Annotated in this window: 16 protein-coding genes; 5 read left to right on the top strand and 11 right to left on the bottom strand. The window is 65.7% G+C overall.

The annotated features are described in order from the left end of the window. Positions 1-39: 39 nt before the first annotated feature. Positions 40-1,002: a Bug family tripartite tricarboxylate transporter substrate binding protein gene (locus AC07Z7_RS06720; RefSeq protein ID WP_494765759.1), complete on the bottom strand. Its 963-nt coding sequence runs from the start codon at positions 1,000-1,002 to the stop codon at positions 40-42. 111 nt (positions 1,003-1,113) lie between these two features. Next, positions 1,114-1,545 carry an Lrp/AsnC family transcriptional regulator gene (locus AC07Z7_RS06715; RefSeq protein WP_015015737.1) on the bottom strand — a complete coding sequence of 144 codons (432 nt, stop codon included), beginning with the start codon at positions 1,543-1,545 and terminating at the stop codon, positions 1,114-1,116. A 140-nt stretch (positions 1,546-1,685) separates the two neighbouring features. Between AC07Z7_RS06715 and ctlX the strand changes: the two genes are divergently transcribed. Next, positions 1,686-2,645 (top strand): citrulline utilization hydrolase CtlX, encoded by a 960-nt coding sequence (gene ctlX, locus AC07Z7_RS06710; RefSeq protein ID WP_494765758.1) that lies wholly within the window; start codon positions 1,686-1,688, stop codon positions 2,643-2,645. A gap of 42 nt (positions 2,646-2,687) precedes the next feature. On the opposite strand, the gene AC07Z7_RS06705 is transcribed toward ctlX, so the two are convergent. The 3 genes from AC07Z7_RS06705 to uvrA form a co-directional block, all read right to left on the bottom strand. Continuing rightward, on the bottom strand, positions 2,688-3,035 hold the full coding sequence (locus AC07Z7_RS06705; protein ID WP_494765757.1) for a hypothetical protein: 348 nt from the start codon (positions 3,033-3,035) through the stop codon (positions 2,688-2,690). Positions 3,036-3,286: 251 nt separating this feature from the next. After that, positions 3,287-3,793, bottom strand: coding sequence for a hypothetical protein (locus AC07Z7_RS06700; protein WP_252661120.1), 507 nt, complete (start codon positions 3,791-3,793; stop codon positions 3,287-3,289). 156 nt (positions 3,794-3,949) lie between these two features. Next, a complete protein-coding gene (uvrA, locus tag AC07Z7_RS06695) occupies positions 3,950-9,823 on the bottom strand; it encodes an excinuclease ABC subunit UvrA (RefSeq protein WP_494765756.1) in 5,874 nt (1,957 codons plus the stop codon). Between the two features lie 243 nt (positions 9,824-10,066). On the opposite strand from uvrA, the gene AC07Z7_RS06690 reads away from it, so the two are divergent. Together AC07Z7_RS06690 and AC07Z7_RS06685 are read left to right on the top strand one after the other, a co-directional pair. Next, the gene (locus tag AC07Z7_RS06690) at positions 10,067-11,152 is read left to right on the top strand and encodes an ABC transporter substrate-binding protein (protein WP_494765786.1); all 1,086 of its coding nucleotides are present in this window, start codon (positions 10,067-10,069) and stop codon (positions 11,150-11,152) included. An 81-nt stretch (positions 11,153-11,233) separates the two neighbouring features. Further along, positions 11,234-12,352 carry an ABC transporter substrate-binding protein gene (locus AC07Z7_RS06685; protein WP_494765755.1) on the top strand — a complete coding sequence of 373 codons (1,119 nt, stop codon included), beginning with the start codon at positions 11,234-11,236 and terminating at the stop codon, positions 12,350-12,352. 150 nt (positions 12,353-12,502) lie between these two features. On the opposite strand, the gene AC07Z7_RS06680 is transcribed toward AC07Z7_RS06685, so the two are convergent. After that, positions 12,503-12,712 (bottom strand): hypothetical protein, encoded by a 210-nt coding sequence (locus tag AC07Z7_RS06680; RefSeq protein ID WP_094291667.1) that lies wholly within the window; start codon positions 12,710-12,712, stop codon positions 12,503-12,505. A gap of 194 nt (positions 12,713-12,906) precedes the next feature. Further along, complete coding sequence (locus AC07Z7_RS06675) at positions 12,907-14,568, bottom strand: MFS transporter (protein ID WP_494765754.1); 1,662 nt, start codon at positions 14,566-14,568, stop codon at positions 12,907-12,909. Positions 14,569-14,883: 315 nt separating this feature from the next. Here AC07Z7_RS06675 and AC07Z7_RS06670 point away from each other — a divergent pair, with 315 nt between their 5' ends. Continuing rightward, on the top strand, positions 14,884-15,378 hold the full coding sequence (locus AC07Z7_RS06670) for a hypothetical protein (protein ID WP_494765753.1): 495 nt from the start codon (positions 14,884-14,886) through the stop codon (positions 15,376-15,378). Between the two features lie 83 nt (positions 15,379-15,461). On the opposite strand, the gene AC07Z7_RS06665 is transcribed toward AC07Z7_RS06670, so the two are convergent. From AC07Z7_RS06665 to AC07Z7_RS06650, 4 genes are all read right to left on the bottom strand, one after another. Then, positions 15,462-17,579: a sodium:solute symporter family protein gene (locus AC07Z7_RS06665; protein ID WP_252661128.1), complete on the bottom strand. Its 2,118-nt coding sequence runs from the start codon at positions 17,577-17,579 to the stop codon at positions 15,462-15,464. Continuing rightward, on the bottom strand, positions 17,576-17,836 hold the full coding sequence (locus AC07Z7_RS06660) for a DUF4212 domain-containing protein (RefSeq protein ID WP_252661130.1): 261 nt from the start codon (positions 17,834-17,836) through the stop codon (positions 17,576-17,578). Before AC07Z7_RS06660 ends, AC07Z7_RS06665 begins: the two co-directional genes overlap by 4 nt. Positions 17,837-17,893: 57 nt before the next feature. Next, positions 17,894-18,382 (bottom strand): CDC27 family protein, encoded by a 489-nt coding sequence (locus AC07Z7_RS06655; RefSeq protein WP_494765752.1) that lies wholly within the window; start codon positions 18,380-18,382, stop codon positions 17,894-17,896. Between the two features lie 113 nt (positions 18,383-18,495). Continuing rightward, a complete protein-coding gene (locus tag AC07Z7_RS06650; protein WP_487255459.1) occupies positions 18,496-18,792 on the bottom strand; it encodes a hypothetical protein in 297 nt (98 codons plus the stop codon). Positions 18,793-19,055: 263 nt separating this feature from the next. Here AC07Z7_RS06650 and AC07Z7_RS06645 point away from each other — a divergent pair, with 263 nt between their 5' ends. Next, complete coding sequence (locus AC07Z7_RS06645; RefSeq protein WP_494765751.1) at positions 19,056-20,984, top strand: DUF294 nucleotidyltransferase-like domain-containing protein; 1,929 nt, start codon at positions 19,056-19,058, stop codon at positions 20,982-20,984. The last annotated feature ends 1 nt before the right edge of the window (position 20,985 follow it).

The raw sequence follows: 20,985 nt of genomic DNA, 5'->3' as shown, positions 1-20,985 counted from the left end.
ATCACACGGAACGCATTGCCCCCTCCGAAGGGAGTGGCCTCAGGTGGGTTTGGCCAAGCCCAATTTCTCCACCAGCGCCTTCTCGCGCGTGAACGTGTCCTGCGCAAACTTCTTGTACGCCGACGTGCTCATGTACATCGGCACCATGTCGTAGCGGGCCAGGGCCGTCTTGTAGCTCTCCTGCTCCATGGCCTGCTTGAAGGCATCATGCAGGCGCTTGACCACCGCATCGGACGTGCCCTTGGGCGCGCCGATACCAAAGGGCGAGTTCTGCACCAGATTCAGGCCCAGCTCCTTGAGCGTGGGCGCGTCGGGGAACTTGGCCAGGCGCTCGGCGCCCCAGGTGTTGAGCACGCGCAGCTTGCCGGCTTCGACCTGCGGTGCAAAACCGGTGGAGTCGGCAGCCGCCATGATCTGCCCGCCCAGGATGGATTGCATGAGGTCAGCGCTGCCCTTGTAGGGAACGTGCAGCAGCTCCAGGCCCAGCTGCTGGGCGATGAGCTCCATGGTCAGGTGCGGGCTGGTCATGGTGCCGGTGGAGCCGTAGCTGAGCTTGCCGGGGTTGGCCTTGGCCCAGGCCACGAAGTGCGTCCAGGTCTTGAGTGGCGAGTCGGCGGGCACCACCAGGCCAAACGCGTAGCCTGTGACGTTGAGCACGTAGCTGATGTCTTTGACCGGGTCCCAGTTGATCTTGGTGGTGTAAGGGAGGCGGAACACGCCCAGCGGAATCTGCGCGACGGTGTAACCGTCAGCAGGCGACGTCTGCAGCGCCTGGGCAGGCAAGGTGCCGCCCGCGCCGGGCTTGTTTTCCACAATCACGGTCTGCCCGAGGATCTTGCTGGCGTTGTCAGCCAGCGCGCGCATGGTGATGTCGGTGGGGCCGCCGGCCGGGAAGGCGATGACCAGCTTGATGGGTTTGTTGGGAAAGCTCTGGGCCTGTGCCAGGAATGCGGGGGCAGCCAGGCTGGCGGCTCCCCATTGGATGATCTGGCGACGTTGCATGGCGGGGCTCCTGAAAAGCAAAAACAAAGACTTCGCCATTGAACTGCAGCCCTTGCTGCGAGGGCATGCGGAAACCCCCTAGCCCATGTCGCCAAGGCGCCACCGGGATGGTCACGCCTTGTAGGTCGAGAGCAGGATGCTGGTCTCGGTGTTGGCAATGCCCGGCGTGAGGCGGATGCGGCCCAGGGCTGCGTCAAATGCTTCCAGGCTCTCGGCGCGCACCTCGGCCACGATGTCCCAGCGGCCGTTGGTGGTGTGCAGCGTGCCCACCGTGGGCTCGCCGCGCAGAGCGCGGATCACGGCGGGGGCGGCATTGCCTTCGACCGCAATGCTCATCCAGGCGCGGATGCGCTGGGGTTCGGAATCGGGCCGCAGGCGCACGGTGTAGCCGGTGATGACGCCGCTCTCCTCCATCTTGTGCAGCCGGTTCTGCACCGTGCCGCGCGACACGCGCAGCTTTTGCGCCAACGTGGCCACGGGGGTGCGCGCGTCGGCACGCAGGATGCTGATGATTTCGCGGTCGGTGTCGTCGAGTTTGGTCATGGTGGGTCTTGCAACTGTCAGATCGGCAATTTTTAGCGCATTTTGAACAATCATGGTGCTATTGAATAGCATGCGCTGTTCAGAAAATGGTGCCTTCTTTGCTTCTACCACCCCGCGCTTGCGGCGTCCCCCCAAACACCATGCCCCCCTCCATCCAAGCCCCCAGCGCCGTCGTGATGGTGCGCCCCCACCACTTTCACCCCAACCCAGAAACCGCTGGGGACAACAGCTTCCAGGCGCGCACCACGGGCCTGGCCGCCGATGACATTGCACGCCACGCCTTTGCCGAAGTCACTGCCGCCGCTACGGCGCTGCAGGGCGCCGGTGTGCGCGTGCACCTGTTCGACGACCGGGGCGAGCGCCACACGCCCGATGCGGTGTTCCCCAACAACTGGTTCTCCACCCACGCGGGCGGGCATGTGGCCATCTACCCCATGTATGCCGAGAACCGCCGCCGCGAGCGGCGCAGCGACGTGATCGAGCTGCTCAAGGCCGAGTACCGCGTGCAGGACGTGATCGACTACTCGGGTCTGGAAGCCGACGGCATGTTTCTGGAAGGCACGGGCGCGATGGTGCTCGACCACATCCACCGCATCGCCTACACCGCGCAATCCAACCGCGCCGACCCGGTGGCGCTGGAGCGTTTTTGCACCCACTTCAACTACGAGCCCATGGCCTTTGCCACGGCCGATACCGAGGGCCGGGCCTGCTACCACACCAACGTGATGTTGTGCGTGGGCACCGACTTTGCACTGGGCGGCTTCGACCTGATCACCGACCCCGCGCGGCGCCACGCCGTGCGCGCACGGCTGCGCGAAACGGGGCGGGAGCTGGTGGAGCTGAGCCCCTGGCAGATCGGCGAATTTGCAGGCAATGCGCTGGAGCTGCAGGGCTCCCAGGGCCGGGTGCTGGCAATGTCAACGCGCGCGGCCGCCAGCCTGTCGCCCGCCCAAAGGGCCGTGATCAACCGCAGCGCCACGCTGCTGCCCCTGGCCGTGCCCACCATCGAGCTGGCGGGTGGGTCGGTGCGCTGCATGCTGGCGGGCATCCACCTGGCACGGCGGGATATTTTTCAAGCAAAAAATGCCGTTACCGCCTGATAGTCATAGCTTTACAGCTATATATTTGATAGCAAACCAAATCTACCCGTCAGAAGGCGGCTCCACATCCAGCCGCGCATCGCAGCCAATGCCCGATGCAATCCAGCGCCGCGCCAGTGCCGACATCACTCGCACCACCCAGGGCTGGGTGAGCCCCGTCACGCCGCCCGGGTCGGCCACCATGCCGCACCAGTAACGCTGGTCCGCATCGCTCCAGCGCAGGGCCACACAGGCGCCCTTGCGGCGGCGCGAGACCAGCACCCCCAACGGGCAAGGCTCGGCCAGGCAACACAGGCCGCAGCCGTTGCAGGGCGAGCCTTCGGCCGGCTTGAGTGGCGCTTCGGGGTGCAGCCAGACCACGGTGGGTCGCTCAGAAGGTGGTGTTGGCATGGGCGATGGGCGGAGAGCAACGCGGCCACGGCGCCGCAAAAGCACCGCAGCATTGTGCCGCCAGCGCCCCCCCGGCGCGCTCCGAGAGCGCAGGGGCCACGCGCCCGCAGAGCATGCGGAGCGACCTGTGGACGGCGGTCTGCACCCTGCTTGTGCGCCAGTAAAAAAGGCCCCTGCCACGATTGCAGCAGAGGCTGAACCGGCCGAAGGGCCGGGAGGGAGACAAGCAATGGGTGTGTCGAAATGCAGGCTCAGCAGCCCAGGGGGCGGTTGGGACGCATCGGCACGATGCCGCTCACGCGCAGCGTGGCGCCGGAGCCATCGGTGGCCGTCAGCGTCTTGCCGGTGAAGCGCACCTGATCACTCTCGCGCACCACGGCGGTGTCCGTCGCTTCGCCGCTGCCGTATTCCTTGCCGTCAAAGGTCAGGAACACCTGGTGCAGGCTGGTGGCATCGGGGCGGTAGCGGATGTCACCAAAGGCCGTGGCGGACGAGCCCACCTTGTTGGCGCCATCAAAGCGGAAGGTGCACAGCTCGGGCGTGGAGCCGATGGGATTCTTCTTGTCTACCTCGGTGAGGTTGAGCGCGCCGTTTCCGTACACGCCATTGAGACCGTCGAGGGTGGCGCTGCTCACCGTGAGCACACCGGGCTCATTGCTGGGTGTCGGGTCGTCGTCATTGCCGCCGCCGCAGGCCACCAGCAACACGGAGGTGGCAGTGAGAGCGGTACAGGTCTTGAGGAAGTCGAGCGTTTTCATGGTGGTGCGTCCTGGGATGTGGATGGAGGGTGGGGAACCGATCCCCTGCAAGCCATCGTAAAAAGACCACCCCAGTCAGCACGTGCGCCATGTTCCGCGCTGCACGTAGGACAGGTGCCGACGGGGCTGTGCGCCCGTCGCCCCCGCCCCCGCGCTTCAGCGGGCCAGCACCGGCGCCAGTGCCTTGCCCGTGTGCGTGCCTGCCGCCACCACCTCTTCGGGCGTGGCAGCGGCCACAATGCGCCCGCCCGCGTTGCCACCCTCGGGCCCCAGGTCCAGAATCCAGTCAGCCTCGGCGATCACATCGAGGTCGTGCTCGATCACGATCACGCTGTGGCCGCCGTCCACCAGGCGGTGCAGCACGCGGATGAGCTTGTCCACATCGGCCATGTGCAGGCCCACGGTGGGTTCGTCCAGCACATACAGCGTGTGCGGTGCTTTCTGGCCCCGGCGGCCCACCTCGTCGCGCACCTTGGTCAGCTCGGTCACGAGCTTGATGCGCTGCGCCTCTCCGCCAGAAAGTGTGGGCGACGGCTGGCCCAGCGTGAGGTAGCCCAGGCCCACGTCCTTCAAGAGCTGCAGCGGGTGCGCGATGCTGGGCATCGTGGCGAAGAAGTCCACCGCCTCGTCCACCTCCATCTGCAGCACGTCGCCGATGCTCTTGCCGCGCCAGGTCACGGCCAACGTTTCGGGGTTGAAGCGCGCGCCGTGGCAGGTCTCGCAGGGCACCTTCACATCGGGCAAAAAACTCATCTCGATGGTGCGCACGCCCGCGCCTTCGCAGCTGGGGCAGCGGCCTTCGCCGGTGTTGAAGCTGAAGCGCCCGGCCGCATAGCCGCGCGCCTTGGCCTCCAGCGTTTCGGCGAACAGCTTGCGGATGGTGTCCCAGAATCCGATGTAGGTGGCGGGGCATGAACGCGGCGTTTTGCCGATGGGCGTCTGGTCCACTTCGAGCACGCGGTCGATGCTCTCGAAGCCCGAAAGGCCCGTGCAACCGACCAGCGGCGGCGCCTTGCCCGCATCCATCGCATCGCGCCCGGCCTTGGTACTGCGCAGTTGTACCCAGGCCTGCACGTTGGCCAGCAGCACATCGCGCGCCAGGGTGGACTTGCCCGATCCGCTCACGCCCGTCACCGCCACCAGGCGGTGCAGCGGCACGGTGGCGGTCACGTTCTGCAGGTTGTGCAGCTGCGCGCCGTGCACCGTGAGCCAGCGCATGGCTGCGCGCTCCTTGGCCTCGGTGAGTGCATCGGCGGCCAGCGCAGCGGCCTGGGCGGCACGCTTCTTCACGGCGGCGCTTTGGCGGCCCGTGGGCGCTGAGGCTTCAGCCTGCGCGAACGCGGCCGTGGCTTCGGCGCTCACCTCGCCCGCCACCATGCTGCGGCGCAGTTGCAGCGGGTGCTTCATCGCGTGCAGCAGGTAGCGGCCGGTTTGCGAATCTTCGGCGGCCGTGAGGTCGCTCACCGAACCCTGCGCCACCAAGCGGCCACCGCGCTTGCCAGCACTGGGGCCAATGTCGATGATGTGGTCGGCGCGGCGGATGGTGTCTTCGTCATGCTCCACCACCACCAGCGTGTTGCCCTTGTCGCCCAGCTTGTGCAGGGCGTTGAGCAAAATCTGGTTGTCGCGCGCATGCAGGCCGATGGTGGGCTCGTCGAGCACGTAGCACACGCCCTGCAGGTTGCTGCCCAGCTGCGCGGCCAGGCGGATGCGCTGGGCCTCGCCACCGCTGAGCGTGGGTGCGCCCCGGTCGAGCGTGAGGTAGCCCAGGCCCACTTCTTCGAGGAATTCGAGGCGGCTCTGGATCTCGGGCACCAGGTCGCGGGCGATGTCGGCCTCGCGGGCCGTCATGCCGCCTTCCACGCGCAGGGTCTCCACCCAGCGGCGCACGTCCGTGACGGACAGCGCAGCGATGTCGGCGATGCCCACGCCCGCAAACTGCACAGCGCGGGCCGTGGCGTTCAGGCGGGTGCCGCTGCAGGTGGGGCAGGCCGTGTCGGCAAGGTCTTCCACCTCGGGCTCGGCAAAGGTTTGCTCGCGGCCTTTTTCCTTGTCGTCCTGCACCGAGTCGTCAAACACCTTGCGCTGGTCTTTGGTGAGCTTGACGCCCGTGCCCACGCAGTCGGGGCACCAGCCGTGCTTGCTGTTGTAGCTGAACAGGCGCGGGTCCAGCTCGGCATAGCTCGTCGCACACACCGGGCAGGCACGCTTGGTGGAGAACGCCTGCAGCGTGCCAATGCCCGCCGTGTGCTGGCCGCTCTCCATGGCTTCGCGCAGGCCTGCGATGCCTGAGAGAACATGCACCACGCCCTTGCCGTGCGTGAGCGCATCGGCCAGCGCAGTGCGGAGTTGGGCCTCGTTCTCGGGCGACACATCGAGGCTGGCCACGGGCAACTCAATGGTGTGTTCCTTGAAACGGTCGATGCGCGGGAAGTTGGTGGTCGGCAAGAAGTTGCCGTCCACCCGCAGGTGCGTGTAGCCGCGCGGACGGGCCCAGTCGGCCAGCTCGGTGTACACGCCCTTGCGATTCATCACCAGCGGCGCAAGCAGGCCGATGTGCTGGCCACGGAACTGCGTGAGCAACTGCGCTGCAATACTCTCGGGCGTCTGCGGCTGCACGGCAGCGCCGTCTTTGACGCAGTGCTGGGTGCCGAGCTTGACGTACAGCAGACGCAGAAAGTGCCACACCTCGGTGGTCGTACCCACGGTGGATTTGCGCCCGCCACGCGACAGGCGCTGCTCAATGGCGACGGTGGGCGGGATGCCGTAGACCGCATCCACCTCGGGCCGGCCCGCCGGCTGCACGATGCTGCGGGCATAGGCGTTGAGCGATTCGAGGTAGCGCCGCTGGCCCTCGTTGAACAGGATGTCGAACGCCAGCGTGGACTTGCCCGAGCCGCTCACGCCCGTGACCACATTGAACTTGCCGCGCGGAATGTCCACGCTCAGGTTCTTGAGGTTGTGCTCCTTGGCGTTGACGATTTCAATGGCATTTTTGGCCTCTTGCGCCCGCCCCTCTTGTCCAAGAAGCTCCTTTTTTCGTAGCACGGCAGCTTTTTCATGCACCGAGTGACCACCCACGCCCAACGCCAGTTCGTAGTCGCGCAGCGCCTGCCCGGTGTGGGAGGTGGCATGGGCCCGCACGTCTTCGGGCGTGCCTTCGGCCACGATGAGGCCGCCTGCATCGCCGCCTTCCGGGCCCAGGTCGATGAGCCAGTCGCTGGCGCGGATCACGTCCAGGTTGTGCTCGATGACGATGAGCGAGTGCCCCGCATCAATGAGCTTGCGCAGTGCGCGCATGAGCTTGGCGATGTCGTCAAAGTGCAGGCCGGTGGTGGGCTCGTCGAACAGGAACAGCGTGCCTTTGCGCGCCACAGCCTGGTGGGATTTGGAGGCTGTCTTCGCCGCCTCGGCCAGAAAGCCCGCCAGCTTGAGCCGCTGCGCCTCACCGCCGGACAAGGTCGGCACGGGCTGGCCCAGCGCCACGTATTCGAGCCCCACATCCACGATGGGCTGCAGCGCGCGGATCACGTCGCGGTCGTTGGCGAACAGCGCGGCGGCTTCAGCCACCGTCAACGCCAGCACGTCGGCCACGTTCAGCGTCTTCCCGCCGCGTTCGATGGTGATCTCCAGGATCTCGGGCCGGTAGCGCTTGCCATCGCAGTCGGGGCAGCGCAGGTAGACGTCGCTCAGGAACTGCATCTCCACATGCTCAAAGCCTGAGCCGCCGCAGGTCGGGCAGCGTCCGTCGCCGCTGTTGAAGCTGAACTTGGCGGCGGTGTAGCTGCGCTGCTTGGACAGCGGTGCCACGGCAAACAGCTCGCGGATGCTGTCCCACGCCCCCACATAGCTCACAGGGTTGGAGCGCGCGGTCTTGCCGATGGGCGACTGGTCCACAAACACCACGTCCGACAAATGGTCCGCGCCCAGCATGCGGTCGTGCGCGCCCGGGCTGTCGGTGGCCTTGCCGAAGTGGCGCAAGAGCGCAGGGGCCAGCACGTCCTGGATCAGGCTCGACTTGCCCGAGCCGCTCACGCCGGTCACGGTGACCAGGCGCTGTAGCGGAAATTCGACCGTCACATCCTTCAGGTTGTGCTCGCGCGCGCCTTCCAGGATGAGGCGCGGGGTCGATTCCGTCACCATGCGCTTGAAGCCAAAGCCCACATGCTTGCGGCCGCCCAGGTAGGCGCCCGTGAGCGTGTCGGCCTTGCGCAAATCCGCCGTGGTGCCGTCGAACACGATCTGACCGCCCAGGCGGCCCGGGCCGGGGCCCATGTCGATCATGCGGTCCGCCGCGAGCATCACGGCCGGGTCATGCTCCACCACCACCAAGGTGTTGCCCGCATCGCGCAGGCGCAGCATGGCCTCGGTGATGCGGTGCATGTCGCGTGGATGCAGGCCGATGCTGGGCTCGTCCAGCACAAACAGCGTGTTGACCAGGCTGGTGCCCAGGGCCGTGGTGAGGTTGATGCGCTGCACCTCGCCGCCGCTCAGGGTGCGGCTTTGCCGGTCGAGCGTGAGGTAGCCAATGCCCACGTCGCACAGGTACTGCAGGCGCGTGGTGATTTCTTCGTGCAGCAGCTTCAGCGCTTGCGCGTCGCCACCCTTGGCATCGTCACCCACGGGCAGCTGCATGCGCGAAAAGAACTGGCGCAGGCGGTCGATGGGCAGCAGCATCAGGTCGTGCAGGCACAGGCCGGGCAATGCCTCCAGTTGCTCGCGCGACCATTGCACGCCCTCGGGCATGAAACGTTTGCCGGGCTCCAGCACCGCGTCGGCGTCTTCCTTGCGGCCGATGCGCCAGAGCAGGCTCTCGGTCTTGAGCCGCGCGCCCGCGCAGGTGGGGCACGGCGTGTAGCTGCGGTACTTGGACAAGAGCACACGGATGTGCATCTTGTAGGCCTTGCTCTCCAGGTATTCGAAGAAGCGCTTGATGCCATACCACTGCTTGCTCCACTGGCCTTCCTTGTAGCCAGGGGCGCCGCCGATCACCCATTTCTTCTGGTCATCGGTGAGCTTGTACCAGGGCGTGTCGCGCGGGATGCCTGCGGCCTCGGCATGGCGCATGAGGTCGTCCTGCGCCTCTTGCCACGCGGGGGTCTGGATGGTCTTGATGGCGCCCGCGCGCAGCGTGAGCTTGTCGTTGGGGATGACGAGGCCGTAGTCCACACCGATCACGCGGCCAAAACCCCGGCAGCTGTCGCAGGCGCCCACGGCCGAGTTGAACGAGAACATGGAGGGGATGGGGTCGCCGTAGCGCAGGTCGCTGTCGGGGCAGTGCAGGCCTGTCGAGAACCTCCAGAGTTCCGGCTCTCCCTCATCCACAAGGCGGTACACATTCAAGCGCCCGGTTCCGCGCTTCAACGCCACCTCGATGGCTTCGATCACCCGTGCCTTCTCGGCGTTGCCCAGGCGGAAGCGGTCGGCCACCACATCCAGCACCTTGCGCGGGCCGGTGGGGGCGGCCACCTCGCGCTCGGCCTGCACCTTGGTGAAGCCGCTTGCGGACAGCCATTGTTCGACCTGTTCGGCCGATGTGTTGGCAGGCAACTCCACGGGGAATGTCAGCACGATGCGCGGGTCGCCCGCTGCCGCACTGCGCTGCTGCAACTCGGCATAAATGGTCTCGGGCGAGTCGTGCCGCACCGGCTGCGCGGTCTGCTTGTCAAAGAGCTGGCCGGCACGCGCGAACAGCAGCTTGAGGTGGTCGTTCAGCTCCGTCATCGTGCCCACGGTGGAACGGCTGGAGCGCACGGGGTTGGTCTGGTCGATGGCAATGGCCGGAGGCACGCCCTCGACCTTGTCCACGGCCGGTTTGTCCATGCGGTCCAGGAACTGGCGCGCGTAGGCGCTGAAGGTCTCCACGTACCGGCGCTGGCCTTCGGCGTACAGCGTGTCGAACACCAGGCTGGACTTGCCCGAACCGCTGGGGCCCGTCACCACCGTGAGTTCGCCGGTGCGGATGTCCAGGTCCAGGTTCTTGAGGTTGTGCTGGCGTGCGCCACGGATGCGGATCTGTCCCTGGGTCATGGAGGCGGTCTTTCTGGGGTGAGGCGGAACATTCTAGGGACGCACTCCGGGTTTGCGCCTGCGCGTGCCGATTACCCCCGGGACGCGCTGCGGTGCTTTTGACCGTGGACAAAGCGGGCGCAATGGGGCAGCGGCTAGGGAAAAGCGGGTGTTCTGGCCGGAAACATCCGTTTAGACTGCGGCCTCCACACAAAACTAGAGGAGACCGCCATGACAAAACAATGGCAACTGCGGGCGGCTGGCATGGTCCTGGCGCTTGCGGCCAGTGCAGCCAGCCATGCCCAGATCCTGATCGGCCAGACGGCCGGCTTCTCTGGCCAGGTCGCCGCCGGGGTGAAGGAGACCACCGATGGTGCACTGCTGTACATCGACGCCATCAACGCCAAAGGCGGGGTCAATGGCCAGAAGATCGAGCTGATCTCCCTGGATGACAAGTTCGACCCCAAGCTGGCAGCGGAAAATGCCCGCACGCTGATCGAGGACAAGAACGTCTCCGCCCTGTTCCTCAACCGGGGCACCCCCCACACCGAAGCCATCCTGCCGCTGCTGGACAAACACGGCGTGGTGCTGGTGGCACCATCCACCGGCGCCATGGTGCTGCACCAGCCGGTGCGCAAATACATCTTCAATGTGCGCGCCACCTACCAGCGCGAAGCGGAAAAGGCGATCACCCACCTCGCCTCCATGGGGATCACCCGCGTGGCACTGGTATATGCGGACGACAGCTTTGGCGCAGACGGCATCCAGGGCGCACAGAAGGGCCTGACGGCCGCCAAGCTGACCGCCGTGGTGTCCGAAAAATTTGACCGCGCCAAGCCCGACTTCGCCCCCATTGCCGCCAAGGTGGCCAAGGCCGATGCGCAGGCAGTGCTGATGGTGGCCTCAGGCTCTGCGGTGGTGGATGCCACCAACGCCCTGCGCACAGCGGGTTCGGCCGCCCAGATCGTGACGCTGTCTAACAATGCCTCCAGCGGCTTCATCAAGAGCCTGGGGGCCAACGCCCGGGGCGTGATCGTGACCCAGGTGTTCCCCAACGAGCGCGCCGTGACCTACCCGATGGTCAAGGAAGCCCAGGAGCTGGCCAAGGCCAAGGGGCTCACCGAAATCAGCCCCGCCATGCTGGAGGGCTTTGCCGCCGCCAGGGTGCTGGTCGAAGGCCTCAAGCGCGCGGGCCCCAAGCCCACCCGCGAGAAGATCCAGACTGCCCTGGAGAGCATCAAGAAGCTGGACCTGGGCGGGCTGGAGGTGAACTTCAGCCCCGAGGACCATACCGGGCTGGATTTTGCCGATCTGGCCATCATCGGCACGGACGGGCGCTTCCGCCGCTGAACGTCCGCCTACGCGTTTTTACAGTTGTCCCGCGCTGGGGCGTCCCTACACTCGGGCGCTCCACAAGCAGGAGACAACCCCATGAAGACAACTGGCCTGGCCGGCGCGCTCTGCGCCCTGGCTACCGCCCTGGGCATCGGTTCGGCCCACGCACAGATCCTGATCGGCCAGACCGTGGGCATCACCGGCTCGGCCGCCGCCACGGTGGCCGAATCCATGGAGGGCGCAGCCCTGTACATCGACCATGTCAATGCCAAAGGCGGCGTAGGCGGCCAGAAGGTCGAAGTGATTTCGCTCGACGACAAGTTCGACCCCAAACTCACACTGCAAAACGCCAAGACGCTGATTGAAGAAAAGGGCGTGATCGGCCTGTTCATGACACGCGGCACACCCCACACGCAGGGCATCATGCCGCTGCTGGAGCAGCATGGCGTGCCGCTGGTGGGCCCCTCCACCGGAGCCATGGTGCTGCACCAGCCCGTGCCCAAGTACATCTTCAATGTGCGGGCTCCCTACCAGCGCGAGGTGGAGAAGGCCATCACCCACCTCAACACGCTGGGCATCAAGCGCATTGGCGTGGTGCATGTGGACGACACCTTTGGCGCCGATGGCCTCGCAGGCGCGCAATCCGGCTTCAAGGCCAACCATCTGGACGCGCTTTTCATCGAGAAGTTTGACCGCGCCAAGCCCGACTACAGCGCGATCGCGCCCCGGGTGGCGCAAAAGCAGCCGCAGGCCGTGGTCTTCATTGGTACCGGTGCGGCGGTGGTGGACGGCATCAAGGCACTGCGGTCAGCGGGCGTCACCGGGCAGATCGTCACGCTGTCCAACAACGCGTCTGGCGGCTTTGTGAAACTGCTGGGCGACCAGGCCAGGGGCGTGGTCGTCACGCAGGTGTTTCCGTCGGAGCGCTCGCTCAACTACCCCGTCGTCAAGGAGGCGATGGAGCTGGCACGGGCCAGGAACATTTCCGACCTCACCCCTGCCATGGTGGAGGGTTTTGTGAGTGCCAAGGTGCTGGTGGAAGGCATCAAGCGCGCGGGCCCCAAGCCGGACCGCGCCAAGCTGCATGCCGGGCTGGAGAGCATCAAGAAATGGGACCTGGGCGGCGTGGAGCTGAGCTACAGCCCCACCGACCACAGTGGGCTGGTGTTTGCCGATCTGTCCATCATTGGCAGTGACGGCCGCTTCAAGCGCTGAGCCGCAGGAGCACTGAAGCGCGGAGCCGCTGACGCTTGACGCAGCAGCACCTAAAAAAAGCCCGGGGCTGACGCACCGGGCTTTTTTGCTTTGCGCCACCACAGGGGGCGGGGCGCCTCAGCGGCGCCTGCAGGCCACAAGGTTGAACGCTTACTGGGCGCTGGCTGGAGCGGCAGGCGCAGCAGCAGGAGCCGCAACGGCAGCAGGTGCGGGTGCGGCCGCACTGGCAGGAGCCTCTGGCGCATGCACGGCATCGGCGCCGTGTTTTTCACCGCCCATGTCGGCCTTGTCGCCCGCCACGATGATCACGTACATCGACAGCGCTGCGAACAGAACGAAGCCAACAACAATCTTCCACATAACAATCTCCTTGGGTCCTTGGGAATGGGTTTGTTCAATCAAGGGGCCTGCTGACGCGCAGGGTTATCGGTTGTACTGGGTGCGCGGCCCAGGCCCCTTGATGGAACACAGGGCCCGCCCCTTGCGGGTCGGGCCCTGCACACCGGTCGGTGCCGATCGGCAACCCCAGAGGGTCACCGGTCGGGCATCACGAATCAGTCGTTGGCGTAGATGTCCACGTCCTTGGTTTCCTTGATGAACAGGCCACCGATCACCACCGTGGCTGCGGCGATGATGATGGGGTACCACAGGCCGTTGTACATGTTGCCGGTCTGGGCCACGATGGCGAATGCCGTGGTGGGCAGCAGGCCGCCGAACCAGCCGTTACCGATGTGGTAGGGCAGGGACATGGACGTGTAGCGGATGCGGGTGGGGAACATTTCGACCAGCATGGCGGCGATGGGGCCGTACACCATGGTCACCAGCAGCACCAGGTAGACCAGGATCGCAATGACCATGACCTTGTCGATGCGGGCAGGATCTGCCTTGGTGGGGTAGCCAGCGGCCTTGAGCGCATCGGCCACAGCCTTCTTGAATTCGCCGTCCTTCTTCTTGGCTTCGTCAGCGGGCAGGCCCTTGCTGCTGTAGCCGGTGATGGCGGTCTCGCCGATCTTGATCACGGCGGGGGTACCGGCTGCACCGGGCGCGTTTTCGTAGCTCACCGAAGCGCCAGCCAGCACCTGCTTGGCGATGTCGCACGAGCTGGTGAACTTGACGGTGCCAGTGGGGTTGAACTGGAACGAGCACTCGTTGGCATCTGCCACCACCACGACCTTGTTCTTGGCCTGGGCTTCCGCCAGGGCGGGGTTGGCCGCCTTGGTGAGTGCGCCGAATACGGGGAAGTAGGTCAGCGCGGCCAGCAGGCAGCCCGCCAGGATGATGGGCTTGCGGCCAATCTTGTCCGACAGCGCACCGAACACGATGAAGAAGGGCGTGCCGATCAGCAGCGAGATGGCCACGAAGATGTTGGCCGTTGCGCCGTCCACCTTCAGCGCCTGCGTCAGGAAGAACAGGGCATAGAACTGGCCCGAGTACCACACCACGGCCTGGCCAGCCGTGAGGCCCACCAGCGCCAGGATCACGATCTTGAGGTTCTTCCACTCGCCGAAGGATTCCTTCAGAGGCGCCTTGGAGGTCTTGCCTTCGGCCTTCATTTTCTGGAAGGCAGGCGATTCGTTCATGGCCAGGCGGATCCACACCGAGATGGCCAGCAGCACGATGGACACGATGAACGGCACGCGCCAGCCCCAGTCAGCAAAGGCCTCTTCGCCCACAACGGTGCGGGTGCCCAGGATCACCATCAGCGACAGGAACAGGCCCAGCGTTGCGGTGGTCTGGATCCAGGCGGTGTAAGCACCACGCCGACCGTGCGGGGCATGCTCGGCCACGTAGGTGGCAGCGCCGCCGTACTCACCACCCAGGGCCAGGCCCTGCAGCAGGCGCAGCACGATCAGGATGATGGGAGCGGCCACACCAATCGACGCGTAGGTCGGCAGGATGCCCACGATGAACGTGGACAGGCCCATGATCAGGATGGTGACCAGGAAGGTGTACTTGCGGCCGATCATGTCGCCCAGGCGGCCGAAGAAGATGGCGCCGAAGGGGCGAACAATGAAGCCTGCCGCAAACGCCAGCAGCGCGAAGATGAACGCCGATCCGGCATCCAGCCCGCTGAAGAACTGCTTGGCAATGATGGCTGCGAGCGAGCCGTACAGATAAAAGTCGTACCACTCGAAAACGGTGCCGAGCGATGACGCGAAGATGACCTTGCGCTCTTCGGGCGACATCGGCCGCGGTGCGGGATGGATGGTTGCCATGGTGTCTGTGTCTCCTGGTGATTTGTGAGTCCGCACAGTGGCGGGCAAGGTCATTCTTCGGGAAGGCACTGACTCTCCTCTGACGCCAAACCAACAAAGGCTTGCGCTAAACTGAACCGATACTTACAAAGCGCTGAGTGCCCTTGGGAACGGGTGCCCAAAGCGCCGGATTCACCGAACCATGAGCAGGGAAAACCCCGAGCAGGATTTGTGCGCCGCAGCGGCCCTTCGGGCACCACGCACACCATCCGTGCGCCAGGGTGCTCGCCCATCGCCCGCTTATGGACAGCATCTGCCAACCTTTACAGGGGACCCATGCAAGCCCACACCGTCCTCAAGAAGACAGACCAAGGGATCGAGGCCATCAAGCACCGCGACCGCGCGCTTGCGCCCCGGGAGCGCACCACCCTGATCCTGGTGGACGGCAGCAAGCGCCTGCAGGACCTGGCCCAGGCCTGTGGCAGCCTTGACGAGGCCCTGCGCATTGGCCAGGCGCTGGTCGATCTGGGGCTGGCATCGGTGGTATCCGGTGGCGTGGCCGCGCCCTCCCCCACCGCCGCCGCAGGCGATGCCCCGGCTGCGGCTACCGCCGCTGCACCGCCCCAGGACCTGCGCAGCAGCACGCGGCGCGCCACCAAGGCACTGGAAGACCTGCTGGGCCCCGCGTGCGAGCCCCTGGCCCTGCAACTCGAAAAGTGCAAGTCGATGGCCGAGCTGCAGGCCAAGATCCTGGAGCTGCGCACCGTAGTGGCCTCCATGCGCTCGGAGAAAAAAGCCGAGGAGTTCGTGGCTGCCGCGCTGGGCCGCTGACCACCCAAAAATAAGCCCCGCCACTTGCGTGGCGGGGCTTTGTTGTTTACGGGTTGCCAGGGCGCCCGCAGGCGCCCCGCCCTTTAATGCGCAGCGCTGGCGGCCGAAGTCTTGCCATCCAGGCTGGGGTAGCGCACATGCTCCACCAGCTCCTGGATATCCTTGCCAGGCTCCTTGGTCAGCAGCGAGACGATGATGATCACCGCAAAGCCCAGGGGCACGCCAAACAGCCCTGCCGAGATGGGCGCAATGTCCCACCAGGTATTGGCCTTGAGGATTTCCGGCGTGATGGCGGTGCCATGGGTGAGCTTGTACAGCCAGGGCTGGGTGGTCACCATGTAATAGAAGGTGATGCCCAGGCCAGCCAGCATCCCCAGCGACGCGCCCCACTTGTTGGCGCGTTTCCAGAAGATGCCCAGCGTGAGCGCCGGGAAGAACGCCGCCGCAGCAAACGAGAACGCCGCCGATACCAGGAACAGGATGTCCGCAGGTTTCTGCGCCGCCACATAGGCCGCCGCCAGGGCCACCAGGAGGAGCAGCAGCTTGGACACCATCACGCGGCGGGCCGTGGAGGCATTGGGGTCCAGCACCTTGTAGTACAGGTCGTGAGACAGCGCGTTGGCGATGGTCAGCAGCAGGCCGTCTGCGGTGGACAGCGCCGCCGCCAGGCCCCCCGCTGCCACCATGCCCGACACCACATACGGCAGCCCGGCGATTTCAGGCGTGGCCAGCACGATGATGTCGCCACCTATGGAAATCTCCGCCAGCTGCAGGATGCCGTCGTTGTTGATGTCCACCACCGACAGCAGCGACTTGTCCACCGCACTCCAGCGCGCGATCCACTCCGGCAGGCTCGCAAACGGCGTGTTCACCAGCACCGTGTAGACCTCGTACTTGGCCAGCACTGCCAGCGCAGGTGCCGTGAAGTACAGCAGGAAGATGAAGAACAGCGACCAGCTCACCGACTCCCGCGCTTCGCGCACCGAGGGCACGGTGTAGTAGCGCATCAGGATGTGCGGCAACGCGGCCGTGCCGATCATCAGGCAGAACACCAGCGCCAGGAAGTTCTTGCGCGCCACGTTCTGCGCCGCTTCGTCCTTGCCCGGGAAGGGCTCGGCATGGCGGATGGGCGGTGCAGCCTTGGCGGCATTGGAGGTGCGCGCCGCCGTGTAGGCCGTGCGGGCGTCGGCCTCGTTCTTGGGCAGGGCGGCCAGCGCAGCCGTGGCGGCAGTGATCTCGGCTGCAGGCGCGTTGGCGGCCTTCAGGTCGTCCAGCTTCTTCTGTGCGGCCGCACGGTCTGCCGCCAGCGAAGCGTTCACGTCCTTGAGCTTCTCCACCGCCGCATCCGAGCGCGCCTTGTAGATGCCACGCACCTCCAGCTCTTTCGGGTCCTTGAGCAGCTCGGCCTCCTTAGCCGTGACCTTCTCCAGCGTGTAGCCATACACGGCCTGCGGCACCGGCACGCCGGTGTGCTTGACCGACAGCCAGACCACGGGAATCAGGTAGGCGATGATCAGAATGATGTACTGCGCCACCTGCGTCCAGGTCACGGCACGCATGCCCCCCAGGAACGAGCAGACCAGGATGCCGGCGAGCCCGGCAAAAATGCCGATCTCGAACGCCAGGCCCGTCAGGCGCGACGTGATCAGGCCCACGCCGTAGATCTGCGCCACCACATAGGTGAACGAACACAGGATGGCCGCCCCCACCCCGATCAGCCGGGGCAGGTTGCCTTCAAACCGTGCGCCCAGAAAGTCGGGAATGGTGAACTGGCCGAACTTGCGCAGGTAGGGCGCCAGGAACAGCGCCACCAGGCAGTAGCCCCCCGTCCACCCCAGAATGAACGCCAACCCCCCGTAGCCCGACAGGTACAGGGTGCCCGCCATGCCGATGAAGGAGGCCGCCGACATCCAGTCGGCCCCCGTGGCCATGCCGTTGTAGATGGCTGGCACGCGGCGCCCGGCCACGTAGTACTCGGCCGCGTCGTTGGTGCGGCTCATGATGCCGATACCGGCATACAGCAGCACCGTGGCCGCCAGGAACAGGTAGCCGATCCAGGCCTTGGGCAGGCCCATCTGTTCGAGGATTGCCAGCACCAGCACAAAGCCGACGAAGCCGCCGGTGTACCAGGTGTAGACCTTGTTCAGGCCCTTTTTGAAGTCGCCTTGCGACTGTCCGTCTCCGCCGAAGAGTCCCATCATTCATCTCCTTCGGCAACGCCGTATTCAACATCCAGCTTGTTCATGTGGCGGGCGTAGTACCAGATGATCAGGCAGTACACCACCAGGGCGCCCTGGGCGGCCACCCAGAACGAGAACGGCCAGCCGAAGAAGCTGAACGTGAGGTCGCGGGCGAAGAACACCACGACAAAGGTGACAAAGAACCAGATGCCTAAAAGCAGGCCGGTTATTTGCAGGTTTTTGCGCCAGTACTCCTGGTGCTTTGCTGTCAGTTTCATTGCTTGCTCCTCCATTTTGTAAAAAGAACACTCACGAACACTCACTCGACTTCAGCACTAAAAACCTGCGCGCAACCCCGTCTCCTGCTCCAGCTGCGCAGCCACCTTGGGCTCGAATCCTTTCAAATGGCGTATCACGGCACGCGCCTCTTCGGGCTGCTGCAGGTCCACATGCACCCGCGCCATCTGGTACCAGCCAAAGGGGCTCATGGGTTGCAGGCGGGTATTGCGCTCCAGGGCCTGCAGGGCCTCCTGCAGGCGCCCCTGGCGCACCAGCACCAGGCCCAGCCCGTACCAGGCCCGGTCCATCTTTTCGTCGATCTGCAAGGCCGCGCGGAAGCCTTCTTCGGCCACGGCCAGCTGGTCCAGCTGCTCGGCCACAAAGGCATGGTTGAAGTGGGCGTTGCAGTCCTGCGGATTCAGTGCTAGCACCTGCGCGTATTGCTGCAGCGCCTGCGCCTTGTGGTCGCTCAGCAGCGCGTCGTACGCCAGGCTGTTGAGCGCCAACAGGTCCTGCGGCCAACGCTCCAGAATCCTTGAGAACACCGCCCGGGCCGCAGCCTTGCGGCCCACAAACAGCAGGGCCTTGGCACGCCAGACCAGCGCCAGACGCTCCAGCCGCTGCGACCAGCGGGCGGGGGGAAGGGGGAGGCTCTAGCTCACTGGCATGCCTGCGCCCCCAGCTCCAGGCAGAGGTCGATCTTGAGCTTGACGACCAGCACCCAGGCCATGACCAGCCAGCTGGCTGCAGCCAGCGGGATGTGCTGGTCCAGCACCAAGCGCGGGCTGACCTTGCGCGTCAGCCACAGGCAGGGCTTGGCGGCCACGTCCAGCATCTGCCAGAACACGTTGGTGTGCCGCTTGGCCCCCGCCAACAGTCCCAGCAGAAACCGTCCCACGATGAACATCAGGGACAACTCGATCAGGCTTTTCAGAATGACAACGGTCAGGAGCATGGTGAACTCGATGCCTCGCTGTAAGGAAAAGGAAAGGTGAGCGCACTCTGCGGAGGGTGTCTGACCGCTGGCTGACACAGGGCTTATTGCTAACTTACAAAACCAGCACAAACCCTGCTCCCCGTTTTTGTGATGCGGTAAATCAGTGGAATCTGAGGCTCTCTTGCGGGAAAACACCGAGGGCTCCAAAACCCTTGATCGAGGTCAAGGCGAGGCACGCGGAAGGACTTCCCGCGCCACGGGAGCGGGCATAGACTGCCGCCATGGAAAAGCCGCCCAGTCCGCCACCGGCTGCCAGCGCACAGGCGCAGCTGCAGCCCTCGCACCACCTGCTGGCCAACTTTCGCCAGGACCTCCGGCAGCACGCCCCTTTTGCCCAGATGCAGGATGCCGAGGTAGACGATTTCCTGTCGCATTGCGAGCAGCAGTATTTCGCCCCCGGCGAGCTGGTGATTGGCCCGGAGAACGGCAGCGTGCAATCGCTGTACTACGTGCGCCAGGGCGCCGTCACGGGCACCCGGGGCCTGGCCGACACGGTGGGCGCGTTCGAGTACGAGGCGGGCGACCTCTTCCCCGTGAGCGCCGCCTGGGCCGGGCGCGCTGTCACAGCCACCTACCGCGCCAACACCGATACCTTTGTGCTGGTGCTGGACGTGGACCACATGCACCGGCTGGCGGGCCGCAGCCCGGCCTTTGCGCAGTACCTGGGGCAGCGCACCGCGCAGTTCCTTGCACTCTCGCGCCAGGCCTTGCAGGCCGCCTATGCCACCCATGCTGCAGCCGAACAGTCGCTCGAAACCCCCTTGGGCGCGCTCGTCGGCAAAAAACTGGTGAGCTGCGATGCCAGCACCCCGCTGCACACCGCACTGCAGACCATGCACCAGCAGCGCCTGGGCTCGATGCTGGTGGTGGATGCGGCGCAGCACCCTGTGGGCATCCTCACGCGCTATGACGTGCTGGGCCGCGTGGCGCTGGCCCAGCTGCCGCTGCACACGCCCATTGCGGAGGTCATGGTGCGGCCGGTGCGCACGCTCACCAGCGAACATTCGGCGCAAGACGCGGCGCTGCTGATGTCGCGCCTCGGCATCCGCCATGTGCCCATCACGCGCGACGGGGTGGCGATTGGCATGGTGTCGGAGCGCGACCTGTTCGCCATGCAGCGGCAAAGCCTCAAAAGCGTGAGCACCGCGCTGCGTTCGGCCACCGATGTGGAGGCCCTGCAGGCCTCGGCGCAAGACATCCGGCGCCTGGCGCGCAGCCTGCTCGCGCAGGGCGTGCATGCGCGGCAGCTCACCTCGATGATCAGCCACCTCAACGATGTGCTGACCGAGCGCCTGGTGCAGCTCAAGGCCGAAGAATTCGGCATCGACCTGAAGTGGCTGTGCTGGCTGTGCCTGGGCTCCGAGGGGCGGGCCGAGCAGACCATCGCCACCGACCAGGACAACGCCATCATCCTGAACAACGATGTGTCCGACGAGTCGCGCGAAGCGATTCGCCACTTTGCACATGCCGTCAACCTGGCGCTGGACGCCTGCGGCTACCCGCTGTGCCGGGGCGGCATCATGGCGGGCGAAAGCGCGTGCTGCCTCAAGCTTGACGAGTGGCGCGAGCGCTTCGGGCACTGGGTGGCACAGGGCTCGCCGCAGGACCTGCTCAACGCCTCCATCTACTTTGACTTCCGCCCTCTGTGCGGCGATGTGGCACTGGCCCAGGCGCTGCGCGCCGACGTGACGCTGGCTGCGCGCAACAGCCCGCGCTTCCTCAAGATGCTGGCCCACAACGCCCTGGGCCGCAGCGTGCCGCTGAACTGGCGCGGTGCCATCGACGCCGACGAGCACGGCGCGCTGGACCTGAAGCTGCAGGGCACGGCGCTGTTTGTGGACGCCGCACGCATCTACAGCCTGGCGCTGGGCGTGCATGAGACCAACACACGGCTGCGCCTGGAGGCCGCCGGTGCGCAGTGGCGCCTGCCTGAGACGGAGACCGGCGCCTGGGTGGGTGGCTTCGAGTTCTTGCAGATCCTGCGCCTGCGGGTGCAGCTGGAAGCCCATGGGCTTGGCGCGGCCGACACCGCCCCGCCCAACCGCATCGTGGTGAACCAGCTCAATGACATCGACCGGCGCATCCTGCGCGAGTCCTTTCGGGTAGCGCGGCAGCTGCAGCAGCGGCTGCAGCTGGACTACGACCGGTAGC

This window comes from Acidovorax sp. GW101-11A03 (assembly GCF_059424825.1).
The sequence above is the reverse complement of the archived record's forward strand: the minus strand, read 5'-3'. Positions and strand labels throughout refer to the sequence as shown.